The 12683-nt window shown below is 70.8% G+C and carries 14 protein-coding genes; 3 read left to right on the forward strand and 11 right to left on the reverse strand.

The genetic code is table 11. The features are described 5' to 3' along the window. Positions 1–9: 9 nt before the first annotated feature. Entirely contained in the window at positions 10–1017 is a 1008-nt protein-coding gene (locus ACE3OU_RS06475; RefSeq protein ID WP_374240725.1) for an NAD(P)/FAD-dependent oxidoreductase, read from the reverse strand. A gap of 88 nt (positions 1018–1105) precedes the next feature. Here ACE3OU_RS06475 and ACE3OU_RS06480 point away from each other — a divergent pair, with 88 nt between their 5' ends. Genes ACE3OU_RS06480 through ACE3OU_RS06490 form a run of 3 tightly spaced genes read left to right on the forward strand, consistent with a single transcriptional unit; the run spans position 1106 to position 2700 of the window. Further along, on the forward strand, positions 1106–1846 hold the full coding sequence (locus tag ACE3OU_RS06480) for an SDR family NAD(P)-dependent oxidoreductase (protein WP_374240726.1): 741 nt from the start codon (positions 1106–1108) through the stop codon (positions 1844–1846). A 9-nt stretch (positions 1847–1855) separates the two neighbouring features. After that, on the forward strand, positions 1856–2314 hold the full coding sequence (locus ACE3OU_RS06485) for a DUF3429 domain-containing protein (protein WP_374240727.1): 459 nt from the start codon (positions 1856–1858) through the stop codon (positions 2312–2314). A 17-nt stretch (positions 2315–2331) separates the two neighbouring features. Continuing rightward, positions 2332–2700: a hypothetical protein gene (locus ACE3OU_RS06490; RefSeq protein WP_374240728.1), complete on the forward strand. Its 369-nt coding sequence runs from the start codon at positions 2332–2334 to the stop codon at positions 2698–2700. A gap of 25 nt (positions 2701–2725) precedes the next feature. Here the strand turns inward: ACE3OU_RS06490 and ACE3OU_RS06495 are convergent, their stop codons facing one another. The 10 genes from ACE3OU_RS06495 to ACE3OU_RS06540 form a co-directional block, all read right to left on the reverse strand. After that, positions 2726–3340, reverse strand: coding sequence for a response regulator transcription factor (locus ACE3OU_RS06495; protein ID WP_374240729.1), 615 nt, complete (start codon positions 3338–3340; stop codon positions 2726–2728). Positions 3341–3366: 26 nt separating this feature from the next. Then, positions 3367–4881, reverse strand: coding sequence for a PAS domain S-box protein (locus ACE3OU_RS06500; RefSeq protein ID WP_374240796.1), 1515 nt, complete (start codon positions 4879–4881; stop codon positions 3367–3369). Next, entirely contained in the window at positions 4782–6254 is a 1473-nt protein-coding gene (locus tag ACE3OU_RS06505) for a histidine kinase dimerization/phospho-acceptor domain-containing protein (protein ID WP_374240730.1), read from the reverse strand. The genes ACE3OU_RS06500 and ACE3OU_RS06505 overlap by 100 nt, the downstream gene beginning before the upstream one ends. A gap of 107 nt (positions 6255–6361) precedes the next feature. Beyond that, entirely contained in the window at positions 6362–7768 is a 1407-nt protein-coding gene (locus ACE3OU_RS06510) for an OmpP1/FadL family transporter (protein WP_374240731.1), read from the reverse strand. Positions 7769–7800: 32 nt separating this feature from the next. Next, positions 7801–8814, reverse strand: a complete 1014-nt coding sequence (locus tag ACE3OU_RS06515; RefSeq protein ID WP_374240732.1) for a 2Fe-2S iron-sulfur cluster-binding protein — start codon at positions 8812–8814, stop codon at positions 7801–7803. An 82-nt stretch (positions 8815–8896) separates the two neighbouring features. Next, the gene (locus tag ACE3OU_RS06520; RefSeq protein ID WP_374240733.1) at positions 8897–9883 is read right to left on the reverse strand and encodes an aromatic/alkene monooxygenase hydroxylase subunit beta; all 987 of its coding nucleotides are present in this window, start codon (positions 9881–9883) and stop codon (positions 8897–8899) included. A gap of 37 nt (positions 9884–9920) precedes the next feature. Next, complete coding sequence (locus tag ACE3OU_RS06525; protein WP_374240734.1) at positions 9921–10235, reverse strand: MmoB/DmpM family protein; 315 nt, start codon at positions 10233–10235, stop codon at positions 9921–9923. Between the two features lie 53 nt (positions 10236–10288). Next, positions 10289–10624, reverse strand: coding sequence for a Rieske 2Fe-2S domain-containing protein (locus ACE3OU_RS06530; RefSeq protein WP_374240735.1), 336 nt, complete (start codon positions 10622–10624; stop codon positions 10289–10291). Position 10625: 1 nt separating this feature from the next. Further along, on the reverse strand, positions 10626–10892 hold the full coding sequence (locus tag ACE3OU_RS06535; protein ID WP_374240736.1) for a toluene-4-monooxygenase system B family protein: 267 nt from the start codon (positions 10890–10892) through the stop codon (positions 10626–10628). A gap of 65 nt (positions 10893–10957) precedes the next feature. After that, entirely contained in the window at positions 10958–12463 is a 1506-nt protein-coding gene (locus tag ACE3OU_RS06540; protein WP_374240737.1) for an aromatic/alkene/methane monooxygenase hydroxylase/oxygenase subunit alpha, read from the reverse strand. Positions 12464–12683: the final 220 nt, after the last annotated feature.

The raw sequence follows: 12683 nt of genomic DNA on the forward strand, positions 1-12683 counted from the left end.
CGCCCGGAGTCATGGCAGTTCGGACCCCACGGTGGCCGCGGCGCCGATCCGGCGGGCCAGCGCCCGGCCGCTCAGCCACGCGCCCTCCACCTTGCCGCCGTTGAGCCAGTCGCCGCACAGGCCGATGCGCCGCTCGTCGTCCCAGCAGCAGACGCGGTCCAGGGCCGGCTCGGTGTCGGCGAAGCGCCAGCGGTGGGCGCTCCACGCGGCCGGCGGGGTCTCGGCGCCCAGCTTGGCGAAAGCGCCGAGCAGCGCTTCGGCGACGGCCTCGGCGGGCGCTTCGAGGTGTTCCGCGCTCCACTCCGGGGTGGCGTGGAGCAGCCAGGTTTCCCGCGGGCCGCGGCCGGGCTTGTGGCTGTCCCGGGCCACCCAGCGCAGCGGGCCGTGATTGACGAAGGCCGCGTCGAAGTGGAGGTCGAGGGGCGCGTCGTAGCGCAGCATCAGCGCCCAGCTGGGGCGCATCCGGGCCAGGGCCGCGACGCCGGCGAACTGGGGGTGGACGGGGGCCAGCAGAGGCACCGCCTGGGGGGCCGGCACGGCCAGCACCACGGCGTCGAAGGTCTCGGGCAGCTCGCCCTGCTCCAGGGTGCCCAGGCGCCAGCCGGCCGGGCCGGCGACGACGCGGTCGACGGTGTGCTGCGCGCGCAGGTCGAGGGTGAGCGCCAGCGAGCGGGCCGGCGCCGTCATGCGCGGGGTGCCCACGAAGCGTTCGAGCGTCTCGTCGGGGGTGTGCAGGTCGGCGCCGGCGAAGACCTCCAGGCGCGGCTGCCAGCGCGCCGCCACGCCGAGGGCTTCCCAGCGGGCGACCTCGGCGCGGAAGTCGGGGTTGCGGGCGGTGAAGTACTGGGCGCCGTGGTCGCACTGCCAGTCGTCACCGCGCCGGGTGCTCATGCGGCCGGCGGGGCCGCGGCTCTTGTCGAAGAGCCTCACTTCGAGGCCCTGCTGCTGGAGATGGCGGGCACAGGACAGGCCCGCAAGGCCCGCGCCGAGCACCGCGACGCTCTCGATTTTATTCATGGCGACCTGGACAAATTGATTGATCAACCTAATCTTAGAATCGTAGGATTATTTTGTCCAAGACAAATACAGATTCAAGGAGCAAAAAATGAACAAGGTGGCGCTGATTACCGGCGCAGCCGGCGGCCTGGGCCAGGCGCTGGCGCGGCGCCTCGCGGCGGATGGCTGGCAGCTGGTGGTGGTGAGCCGCGACGCGGCGCGCCTGGAGGCCGCCTTCGGCACCGAGCACCTGCAGGTGGTGGCCGACTGCTCGACGCCGGCCGGGGTGGCGCAGATCTTCTCGGCGGCGGCGGCGGCGGGCCTCACCCCCACCGCCCTCGCCCACTGCGTCGGCAACATCCGCCTGGGCGCGCTGCACCGCACGAGCGAGCGGGATTTCATCGACTGCATGAGCGCCAACCTGTTCAGCGCCTTCCACACCCTGGCGGGCTTCGTCGGCGCCCTCGGCAAGGCCGGCCAGCCCGGCGCGGCGGTGCTGGTGTCGTCGGCGGCGGCGCGGATCGGCACCCCCAACCACGAAGCGGTGGCAGCCGCGAAGGCCGGCGTCGAGGGCCTCGTGCGCGGCGCGGCGGCCACCTACGCGGCGGCCGGGGTGCGGATCAACGCGGTGGCGCCGGGCATCATGGAGACGCCCGCCGCGGCGCGCATCATCGCCAGCCCACCGGCCCGGGAGGCCGCGGCGCGCCAGTATCCGCTGCCGGGCATCGGCGACCCGGCCGAGCTGGCCGGCCTGATGGCCTGGCTGCTGTCGCCCGGAGCGGGCCGGGTAACCGGCCAGGTGTGGTCGATGGACGGCGGTTTCGCCAGCGTCCGCCCGCTGGTGAAGTGAGGTGCGGCCATGAACACCCCCTTCGACCCCCGCCTCCCCCGCTCCGCCGCCTGGCTCGGCTACGGCGGCCTGCTGCCCTTCATCGGCCTGGCACTGGTGGCCTGGGCGGACCGCCACCACGGCCTGGTGTGGGCCGACGCGCTGGTGGCCTATGGCGCGGTGATCCTGAGCTTCGTGGGCGCCCTGCACTGGGGCTTCGCGATGGCGCTGCCGGGGATGGCTCTGGCCCTGCGCCGCAACGCCTTTGTGTGGAGCGTGGTGCCGCCGCTGCTGGCCTGGCCGGCGGTGATGCTGGAGCCGCAGCTCGGGGCGCCGCTGCTGATCGCCGGCTTTCTGGCCCACCTGTGGCAGGACCACCGGCTCGCCGGGCAGGTGCCGCTGCCCGCCTGGTACCTGCCGCTGCGCCGGCAGCTGAGCGGGGTGGCCTGCCTGAGCCTGGCCCTGGGCGCGTTCTCGATCACTCACTAGCCCCCGCGGAGACCATCATGAGCCGTCTCTTCAACCAACTCCCTGGCCACCCGCGGACGGCCCCCGGCCGCGAGCGGCAGATCCTGCGCCTGCTGCCCAGAGCCCTCGTGATCGGCACCGCCCTGCTGGCCCTGCCGTCGCTGGCAGTGCGCGCAGCGGCGCTTGTGAACCCGATCCTCGGCGCCACCAGCATGGTGATGAGCGTGGACATCTACAGCATCAGCCTGGTGGTGCTGCACTGGACGGTGGTGTTCACGGTGGGCCTGTCGGCCTTCATCGTGATGGTGATGAAGGGGCCCGGTTACGTGGCTGACCCCTACCCGCTCAGCGACGCCGACAGGCCGGCGGTGGCAAGGCCCGACACCCTGCCGCCGGGCCAGGGCTGAACGCCGGCCCGCCCGGCGGGGCGTTCTAAGCCTGGTTGAGCCGCTCCACCATCCGCACCAGGTCGGGCAGCCGCGTCACGCCCATCTTGTGCATGATGTTGTGGCGGTGCACCTTGACCGTCATCTCCGAGACGCCCAGCTCGGAGGCGGCCTGCTTGTTGAGGGCGCCCTTGACGATGTAGGCGATCACCTCCCGCTCCCGGGCGGTGAGCAGCGCGTAGCGGCGGCGGATCTCGCCCACCTCGCTCTCCTCGCGATGGGTGTCGCGGGCCCGGGCCAGGGCGCCGTGGATCGCGTCGAGCAGGTCGTCGTCGCGGAAGGGCTTGGACAGGAACTCCACCGCGCCCTTCTTCATCGCCAGCACTGCCATCGGGATGTCGCCGTGGCCGGTGATGAAGATGATCGGAATCGACGGGCCGCCCTGGGTCAGCCGGTTCTGCAGCTCCAGGCCGCTCAGGCCAGGCATCCGGACGTCGAGGATCAGGCAGGCCACGCCGGGGGGGCGCTCCGCCTCGAGGAAGGCCGCCGCCGAGGGATAAGTCTCCACCCGCAGCCCCACCGAGCGGATCAGGCTGCTCAGCGCCTCCCGCACCGACAGGTCGTCATCCACCACATACACCCACTCCGGGCTCTCCGTCATGCCACCTCCTTGCCCCCGCCCGCGGCTCACTGGTCCGGCAGGGTGAATCTGAAACAGGCGCCGGGGCCCGCGCTGCGGTCCAGCCACAGGCGCCCGCCGTGGTTTTCGATGATGCTGCGGCTGATCGCCAGCCCCATCCCCAGCCCGTCGGGCTTGGTCGAATAGAACGCCTCGAAGAGGCGCGCCTCCATGTCGGCGGCCACGCCGGGCCCGCTGTCCCGCACCGCAAAGCCCAGGCCGCCCGCGGGCTCGGGCGCTACCTCGATGCGCAGCCACCGCCCGCCGCCCGGCAGGTCGCGCATCGCATCGACGGCGTTGAGGATGAGGTTGAGGATGACCTGCTGCAACTGCACCGGGTCGGCGATCAGGCGCGGCTGCGGGCGGGGCTGCGCGACGCTCACCTGCACGCCGGCCTCGCTGAGCACCGTCTGCAGCATCTGCAGCAGCTCATCGAGCATCCGCGCCAGGTCGACGGGCTCGCGGCGGATCTCGCCGGCGCGCAGGAAACCGCGGATCCGCGAGATCACCTCGCCGGCCAGGCTGGCGTCGCGGTTGACCCGCTTCAGGGCCGCCGCCACCTCGTCGAGGTTGGGCGAGGCGTGGGACAGCCAGCGCAGCGCGGCCTGGCTGTTGGTGATCACCGCGGTGAGGGGCTGGTTGATCTCGTGGGCGATCGAGGCCACCAGCTCGCCCATCGCGGTGAAGCGCGCCACCCGGGTCAGCTCGGCGCGGGTGGCGGCCAGGGAGCGCTCGGCCTCCATGCGCAGGGTGATGTCCTCGACGATCACCGCCAGCATCGCGCCGTCCCCGGCCATCGCGGGGATGCGCGAGGCGCACACGTTGGCCCACAGGTAGGCGCCGTCCTTCCGCTCGTAGCGCTTCTGCACCGAATAGCTGGGCAGCTCGCCATCGAAGAGGCCATGCACGTTGCGCGCGGTGGTGTCCCGCTCGGCGGGGTCGGTGAGGGCGATCAGCGACACCCCGACGATCTCGTCCCGCCCGTAGCCGAGCATGCGCTGCAGGGCCGGGTTGGCCGACAGGATGCGGCCGTCCCGGTCGGTCAGCGCGATGCCCACCGCGGTGTTCTCGTAGAGGCCCAGCCAGCGCCGGTCGGAGACCTGCAGGGCGGTGAAGCTGCGCTGCAGCGACTGGCGGCTCTCCACCAGCCCGGCGGTCAGCTCGACGATGTCGGAGGCCTGGGAGTTGAGCTCCCGCTGCAGGATGTCCACGGTGCGCTTCACCGCCACCAGGTTGCGCGCCCGCGCCCGCAGCTCCTGGGCCGAGAAGGGCTTGATGAGGTAGTCCTGCACCAGGTGTTCGAGCAGGTTCTCGCGCAGAGTGTCGTCGGCCCGCGCCGACAGCACCAGCACCGGCACCCGGGGCGACTGGGCCCGCTCGGCCAGGGCGCGCACGAAGCGCTCGCCGTCCCAGCGGGGCATCATCAGGTCGGTGATGATGAGGTCCGGCGGGTCGGCCACGGCGGCCAGGAAGGCCGACTCGCCGTCCTCCCGCAGCACCACGTTGTACTCGTCCGACAGCACGTGGTGCAGGAAGTGGCGCAGGTCGGGGTTGTCCTCGGCGACCAGCACCCGCGGCTTGCCCGGCTGGAAGGGCGCGTCGGCGGCGAGGGGCAGCTCGGGGGCCAGGGGCACGTCGGCCTCGGCCAGGGCCGGTCCGTCCCGGCTCGCCTCCGGCCGCACGAAGGCGCCCTCGGGTGCCCGCGCGGGGAGCTCCACCTGAAAGACCGCGCCGCCCCCCGGCGCGTCCACCACCACCACCGTCCCCCGGTGCAGCTCGACGAACTCCTTGACGATGTTGAGCCCCAGCCCGCTGCCCCCGGCCCCTCGCGGCCCTGGGTGAAGCGGTCGAAGATGTGCTGCTTGAGGGCGTCGGGCACGCCGGGGCCGTTGTCCTGCACGCCGAGCAGCAGCCGGCCGCCGGGCAGGCGCTCCAGCCGGCACACGATGCGCCCCCCCGGCGGGGTGAACTTGAAGGCGTTGGAGAGCAGGTTGACCAGCACCCGCACGAACTTGGCCCGGTCCACGTCGGCGTGGAGCTCGGCCTCGCCGCGCAGCAGCATGGTGACGCCCCGGTCGTCCGCGGCGGCGGCGAAGCCGTCGAGGATCTCGCGCACCAGGGCCACCAGGTTGGTGTGCACGTAGGCCATCGGCATCCGGTCGGCATCGATGCGGGCCAGGTCGAGGAGGTTGTTCACCTGCTGCAGCAGCGCGCGGGCGTTGCGCTGGATCGCCGCGAGGCGGAAGCGCTCCCGCTCGCTGAACTGGCCGGCCTCCTTGATGAGCTGGTCCACCGGGCCGAGGATCAGGGCCAGCGGGGTGCGCAGCTCGTGGCTCACGTTGGCGAAGAAGCGGGTCTTGTAGCCGTCGAGCTCCTCGAGGCGCTCCAGGGCCACCTGCAGCTCGCCGTTCTTGCGCGACAGCTCGGCGCTGCTGGCGATCTTCTCGGTGATGTTGCGGCCCTCGGGCAGCAGGAAGGCCACCCGGCCCTCGTCGTCGAGGATGGGCGTCAGCGAGAAGTCGATGACGATGGTGCGGCTGCCGTGCAGGTCACCGAAGACCTCGAAGTCGCAGCGCACGAAGCGGCCGGTGCGGGCTTCCTCGATCATCTCCCGCACGCGCTCCCGAACCTCTTCCGACACCGCCCACCAGCGAGCCTGCCAGAAGGGCTTGCCGATCACGTCCTCGAGGCCGAGGCCGGCGCCGTCGAGGGCCGCCTGGTTGATCTCCAGCACGGTGCCGTCCAGATCCAGCAGGCCCAGAAACTGGTACATCGCGTCGAGGATGATGCGGGCCATCTTCTGGCGCCGCACCTCGCGGGCGTCGCCGGCCTCGATCACCACGCCGCGCACCGAGGTGCGCCGGGCCACCCGGCAGATATCGTCATCCGGATTCATGTCGATCCTCTCCACGCCTTGCGCCTCCCTGCCGGCCATCCACCCACGTGCGCCGGCCCGGCACGCGGGAGACGCGCGCCGGGCCTGTGGGGTACAAGGATGCGCGTTCAGAAGCGCCAGGTGTAGACCAGCGTCGCATTGTCCTGGGCGTGGCTGACCCGGATCGGCGCCGAGGTGTTGGGCAGGCTGGTGTTGTCCATGATCTCCCGGAAGGCGTGGGACCAGGCGAAGTCCACGCTGGCCCGGGGCGACACGGCGTAGCCGAAGCCGGCGGACAGGTGCTTGCGCGGCGTGGCCGGAATCACCGGGAGCAGCGTGGAGGACGGCAGCGCCTGCTGGGCCACCCGCAGGCCGCCGCGCAGGGTCCAGCGCTCGTCCATCCGCCAGGCGCCGCCCACGGCCACGACGGTCTGGTCGCGGTAGTCCTGGGGCAGCCGGATGTTAAGGTCGCCACCACCGTCGGCCACGAAGGCCACCTTGATGTCCTTCATCACCCCGGCCCAGAACACCCGCGACACATCCGCTGCCAGCGTCAGCCGGTCGGTGACCCGGTGGCTCACCCCGAGGTTGAGCACCGACGGCATCTGGAAGTCGCGCACCTGCAGCTTGCCCGGCAGCGCGATCTGCCCGGCGACACCGTCCACCGCGGTGAGGGTCGCGCGGCCGTCCATGTCGCCCATCCGGCTGCGCAGGGTGTAGGCGGCGCCGAGGCGGGTGTCCGCCGACAGGGCGTAGGTCATGCCCACCCGCCCGGTGTAGCCCCAGGCATTGACGCCGCTGGCCAGGGGCGCGTTGCGGGTCAGGCTGAAGTGGGCGCCACGCAGGTCGGGCAGGCCGCCCAGCACCGGCAGCAGGCTGCCGGACACGCGCCCGGCGCTGATCAGGCTGCCCACCTGGTCGGCCCCCAGCAGCATGTCGAGGTTGAGCCCCTGCCACATGGCGTCGATGCTGCCGCCGATGGTGAGGGCCTCGCTGGCCCGGAAGCTGGCCGCCACGGGGATGTTGAGCACCAGCAGGCGGCTGGCGTTCTCCAGCCCGGTGTCGAGCCCCCCCGTGCCGCGGGACAGGAAGCTGTTGCGACCGTACTCGGTGCCCAGCCCACCCTGGGCAAAGGCGCCGAGGCCGAAGCTCCATGCGCCGACGCGCTGCACGTAGGCCAGCTCCGGCGCGAAATACGGGCCGCGGTTGGCGCCGTGGTTGCGCGAAGGGGCGTTCTCGCCGGTGTCGCGGTTGCGCACGTCGATGTCGGTGGTGACCAGGTCGAGGCCCACCATCGCGGCGTTGTCGGCCTCCATCAGGGACAGCGTTGCCGGGTTGGTCATCATGCCGGCGGGGCCCACGTCGTGGGCGGTGGCCACCCCGCCCATGGCGCGGGACACCGCCCCGAAGCCCTCGAGGCGGAACACGTCGGTGGCCTGGGCGGCGCCCGCGGCGGTGGCCAGGGCGAGGGCCAAGCCCGCCATCGGCAGGCGCTGGCGCCGGGGGCTGCGTCCGGTGCTGTGTCGTTTTTTCATTGTCGTCTCCACGTCCGTCCCGGGGCCGGCTGTCAAAAGAATCGGTCGAAATGGATCTGCTCGAAGGGCACCCGGTGGTCCACCATCAGCATCTCCTGGAGGGCCTGGGTCATCGGCGGCGGCCCGGCGAAGTAGAACTCGTAGCGGGCCAGCGGCGCCGGCAGGGCGGCGGGCAGATGGCTGTGCACGAAGCCCGTCGCCCCCGTCCAGCCCCCATCGCCCGGCATGGAGACCACCGGGCAATAGGTGATCCGCTCCCCGAAGCCCGGCAGCCCGGCCAGCATGGCTTCGCCGCACACGTCGCGGGGCTCCCGGGCGCCGTAGAAGAAATGCAGCCGGCGCGCGCCGAGCATCCCCGCTTCCGCCGCCCCGCGGGCGATCGAGATCATCGGCGCCAGCCCCGAGCCGCCGGCCACGCAGACGATGTCGCGGGGCGAGTCGGTGCGCAGGTAGGCGACGCCGTAGGGCCCGTCGAGCCCGATCTCGGCGCCCGGCTGCAGGTGGTCGAAGAGGGTCGCGGTGCCCTGCCCGTTCGGCACCCGGCGGATCTGGAAATGCCACTCGCCGTCGCCGTTGGAGGTGTTGGCGAGGGAATAGGCGCGGGACGACGCAAGGCCCGGCAGGTCGAGCATCGCGAACTGCCCCGGCAGGAAATCCGCCTCGCCCTCGGCGCGGAAGCGGAACTCCCGCAGGTCGTGGGTGATGTCGGCGCTCCCGGTGAGCACCGCCCGGCGCCTTCGGGGCGCGCGCACCGGTACGTATTCGGGGCCGCTGGCCGCCTTGATGGTGACGTCGCCCAGCGCCCGGCACTGGCAGGCCAGGTGGCGGCCGCGCCGGCGGTCGCGCTCGCCGAGGCCCGGGGCGGCGGGCCACAGGGTCTCGATGTCGCCCGCCAGCAGCTCGAACTTGCAGCCGCCGCAGCCGCCCGAGTTGCACTCGTAGGACAGCCCGACGCCGGCACGCAGGGCCGCCCGCAACAGGGTGTCGCCGGGGGCCTGCTCGAAGCGGGTGCCGTCCCGCTCGTTGGTGATGACTGGATGAACCACTGCTTGAACTCCTTCCGCCGCGTGCGGCGCGCCCTGCCCCGCGGGCATGGGCGCGCCGTCGGGCGCTCCGGGGGCTGGGGGATCAGAGGGCCAGGCTGCGGCGCAGGTCGCGGGTGGCGGCCTTTGCTGCCTCGGCGGCGCCCGGCACATCCGGCAGGGCCGCGCAGTAGGCGTCGATGGCGCGGTCGGCCAGGGGCTCCCACTTGGCGATCCACGACTGGATCAGCGCCAGGTTGCCCGGGGTCTGCAGGGCCATCGCCACGAAGGCGGCGGTCCACCGGCGGTGGCGGGCGGCGTCGATCAGCTGGGCGTCGGTGAGCAGGCCGAGCAGCGTGTCGCCGTTGTGGCGGGCGGCTTCGCCCAGGCGGCGCAGCACGGCCTCCTCGACCGCCGGCATGACCACCAGGTTGAGCACCACGATGGCCTCGCCCCAGTCCCACACGGTGAGGGCCTTCTCCATCAGCTCGCGGAAGCCCTGCCAGGCGGGGTCTTCTTCCCAGTAGCGCCGCTCGTCGACGCCGAAGCCCTTGTCGGCGAACACCTGGGACAGCTCCCGGGTGCGGTAGGCGGTGTGGCTCAGCCAGCGCAGGCTGTCGGCCATCTGGAAGTAATGGCAGTTGGTGATGGTGCTGGCCGGCGACACCTGGCCCACGTAGGCGGAGGCCATCTGCAGGGTGTGGAAGAGGTAGCGGGCCGGGGTGTACAGGCGCGCCAGGGTGCCGGCCCAGCGCGGGTCGAGGGCCTTGTCGTGCTCGCGCTCGTTGAACTGGTCGAACAGCCCGAAGACGTAGGTCTCCTGGCCGTCCTGCATCAGGTTGTAGGTGCGATAGACCACCTCGTCCGGGTCGCGGAAGGCGTTCCAGTCGGCGTGCTTGAGGGCGGTACCGAAGGTGTTCTTCTTGTACCAGGTGTTCATGAACATGTCGGGCGACAGCTCGTAGGGCGAGTCGGGGCGCTTGTCGTTGTAGTGCAGGTTGGCGCTGACGATCTCGTACTCGCTGGGCTTGCGGCGGCGGGTGGCCAGGTGGCTCCAGGTCTTGAGGGGCTTCAGGACTTGAATCTCGGACATGGGTGTCTCCTCGTGTCTTTCTTGTAATGGGCGCGGGTCAGAGCTTCTTGTTGAAATAGAAGCGCACGGAATCGTCGCGGCTCTCGATCTGGCCGGCGAAGGAGCTGAGGTCGACCTCGAGGTCGTTCATGCGGAAGGGCCGGCCGAGTTCCTCCTCGATGGTGGCCTGGCGCAGGATCATCTCCTGCTCGGCGTGGATGCGGATGTAGGCCCGCTTGTCCTCGACGAAGATCTCCTTGTCCGGGTTGTCCACCCGGGCCGCCTCGATGACCGCCTGGGCCAGGTCGCCGGCGCGCATCACCGGCCCGACCAGGTTGTTGTGGTAGCCCTGCCCCGCAGATGCGTTGCTCATGTGTGTCTCCTCGCTGTTTTTGGGTGGGGCCGCGCCCGGGGCGCAGCCGGGGGTCAGGTGTGGGCGAACAGGGGCTCGACGCCCTCGGTGCTGACCAGCACGTCGTCGCCGTCGATACGTACCGGGTAGCTCGCCAGCGCGCAGTCGTCGGGGTTGATGCCCTGGCCGGTGCCGGCGTCGAACTGCCACAGGTGGGCGCGGCAGATCAGCTTCTTGCCATCGAACTTGCCCTCCGAGAGGGCGATGTCCTGGTGCGGGCAGATGCCCTGGAAGGCCTTGATCTCGCCGCCGTCGGCGCACACCAGCAGGATCTCGTGGCCATCGACGGTGTAGGGCGCCATCTCGCCTTCCCACAGGTCGTCGACGGTGCAGACTTTGCTGAAGCTCATCTCAGACCTCACCCGCCTGCCAGACGATGTCCACGGTCTCGGTGGGCTTGAAACCCGCCTCGGCCACCTTCATGCCCCGGGGCAGCAGCTCGGTGCTGCCGTGGCGGCGCACGCGCAGGATGTGGCCCGGCCGGGCGCGCACGCGCCGCCCCACCGAATGCACGGCCGCGGCGGCGGCCACCTCGTCCATGGTGTGCTCGGTATCCACCGGCACCAGCTGCAGGACGAAATCCCCCTCGAAATTGGAGGTCAACGGAAAAAGCGCCATCTTCAAATCTCCTCGTGTGGAACGCGCCCCGGCCCCGCGCGGGCCGGGGGCGGCATAGCGGTGGATCAGCCCGCCTTGCGGGTCTCGCGCAGGGCGCGGTAGACCTCGGCCCAGGCGTAGTTGTGGGCGTCGTCGCCGATCTCGCCCGGGGCCAGGCCCATGTATTGCAGTGCGCCGCCCAGGTCCATCGGCTGGATCATCCCGGCCAGGAAGCGGTCGACGATGCTCAGGTGGCCGGCGTAGCGCTCGGGGTCCTGCTGGAAGACCCAGCGGTCCACCTCTGAGCCGAAGTGGTAGAAGCGGCCGTTGTGCTCGAGGGGGTAGTCCTTCACGTCCCAGCCCTTGCCCGGCACGCCGAGGATGGGCAGCTGGCACATGTTGCACACGTAGGGCAGCGTCTCCGGGTAGGTCATGGCCATGTTGCCGTCCACCACGTTGTCGATGAACACGTCCCAGCACTGGCCCCAGGTGTCGTTCCAGCCGGGGTACTTTTCTTCCAGCCAGGCGCGCTCGTCGGGGGTCACGCCGGCGGCCGGGTTCCACCACAGGGTCGGGCGCCAGAAGTAGGAGCCGAGGTGCATGCCGTGGTGGGTCTGGCCGATGTCGTTGAGGAAGATGTCCCAGTACCAGGGCAGCTCGAGGCCCATGTCGGTGAGGGCGCGCTCGAACTGGGCGACGATCCACTCTTCCATGAACTCCTTGAACGACTGCTTGCGGTGCTCCAGCGGCGTGTAGTAGTCCATGATCGGGCCGGTGAGCACCGAGAACAGCTTCCAGGCGCCCCACACGGCGATGTCGACGCGCTTCTGGGCCTCGGCCTTGTGGCCGTTCTCGATCAGCAGCTTGAGGGCCGGGCCGCCGATCTGGGCGTGGCGGGATTCATCGGTCTGAATGCTGGAGATCAGGTTGGCGAAGGTGTGGTCGCCCGCCTCGGCGGCATCGGCGGCGAGACCCAAAAACTGCATGTTGGTGAAGCCGGTCTCGAAGCTGAAGGTGAGCATGATCGAGACGCTGATCGCGTCCCGGGTCATCATGATGTCGTCGAAGAAGTGGCGCGCCGCGATCATCGCCCACTCGTTGGTGTCGTAGGCCTTGAAAGCCCAGTCCATCTGGCGGTCCTTGGCCACGTGCTCGTGGGGGAAGTAGAGCTGCATCTGGCCGTGGCGGATCTCGTCCATGCAGCCCAGGGTGGCCATGTTGCGCATGCCCGGCGCCTTGGAGAAGCGCATCATGCGCGCCTCGGCGCTGGCCGCCGCGTATTCGCCGCGGGCGATGGCGCCGTAGTGGGCCTTCATCACCGATTTCCAGCCCGGGTCGGCGTTCTCGAAGATCCGGCTGCGCTCCAGCGCCGCCTTCACCGAATAGGCCCCGGCGTCCTTCTCCCGCTGCACCTTCACGTACTCGGGGTAGGTCTGCTTGTAAGGCTCGTCGTAGCCCTCCCAGGCGGTGAGCGGCAGGCCGAACTCGCCCGACAGCTGGGGCGGGAACAGTTCGTCCTCGGTGACGTATTTGGGTGTCCAGTTGGTTGAACGGGCCAGGTCATACCAGTCCATTCGATTGAGTACGGCCATCGATGTCTCCTCGTGATGGGGTGCAGGGAGCCTGCACTTCCCCTTCTTGGCCGGTCGCTCTGCGGCGGCCGGATCGGTGGGCCGGACATCGATGTTTCAGTCCGGCCGCATGGGAGACACCTTATCGGGATGCCGGAAGGCGAGGTATTAGACCTTGGTTTAGGTGCTGTGCAGCAAACGGGGACGGGCCCGGGAACGCCTTCCGCATCGCTCACCGCCT

It is taken from the genome of Zoogloea sp., assembly GCF_041908905.1.
Classification (GTDB): Bacteria; Pseudomonadota; Gammaproteobacteria; order Burkholderiales; family Rhodocyclaceae; genus Zoogloea.

Excerpts from the sequence above, each read along its gene's own strand:
- ACE3OU_RS06495 (WP_374240729.1), bottom strand. The coding sequence starts at position 3,340 with ATGACGGAGAGCCCGGAGTGGGTGTATGTGGTGGATGACGACCTGTCG.
- ACE3OU_RS06475 (WP_374240725.1), bottom strand. The coding sequence starts at position 1,017 with ATGAATAAAATCGAGAGCGTCGCGGTGCTCGGCGCGGGCCTTGCGGGC.
- ACE3OU_RS06525 (WP_374240734.1), bottom strand. The coding sequence starts at position 10,235 with ATGAGCAACGCATCTGCGGGGCAGGGCTACCACAACAACCTGGTCGGG.
- ACE3OU_RS06535 (WP_374240736.1), bottom strand. The coding sequence starts at position 10,892 with ATGGCGCTTTTTCCGTTGACCTCCAATTTCGAGGGGGATTTCGTCCTG.
- ACE3OU_RS06485 (WP_374240727.1), top strand. The coding sequence starts at position 1,856 with ATGAACACCCCCTTCGACCCCCGCCTCCCCCGCTCCGCCGCCTGGCTC.
- ACE3OU_RS06490 (WP_374240728.1), top strand. The coding sequence starts at position 2,332 with ATGAGCCGTCTCTTCAACCAACTCCCTGGCCACCCGCGGACGGCCCCC.
- ACE3OU_RS06520 (WP_374240733.1), bottom strand. The coding sequence starts at position 9,883 with ATGTCCGAGATTCAAGTCCTGAAGCCCCTCAAGACCTGGAGCCACCTG.
- ACE3OU_RS06510 (WP_374240731.1), bottom strand. The coding sequence starts at position 7,768 with ATGAAAAAACGACACAGCACCGGACGCAGCCCCCGGCGCCAGCGCCTG.
- ACE3OU_RS06540 (WP_374240737.1), bottom strand. The coding sequence starts at position 12,463 with ATGGCCGTACTCAATCGAATGGACTGGTATGACCTGGCCCGTTCAACC.
- ACE3OU_RS06505 (WP_374240730.1), bottom strand. The coding sequence starts at position 6,254 with ATGAATCCGGATGACGATATCTGCCGGGTGGCCCGGCGCACCTCGGTG.
- ACE3OU_RS06480 (WP_374240726.1), top strand. The coding sequence starts at position 1,106 with ATGAACAAGGTGGCGCTGATTACCGGCGCAGCCGGCGGCCTGGGCCAG.
- ACE3OU_RS06530 (WP_374240735.1), bottom strand. The coding sequence starts at position 10,624 with ATGAGCTTCAGCAAAGTCTGCACCGTCGACGACCTGTGGGAAGGCGAG.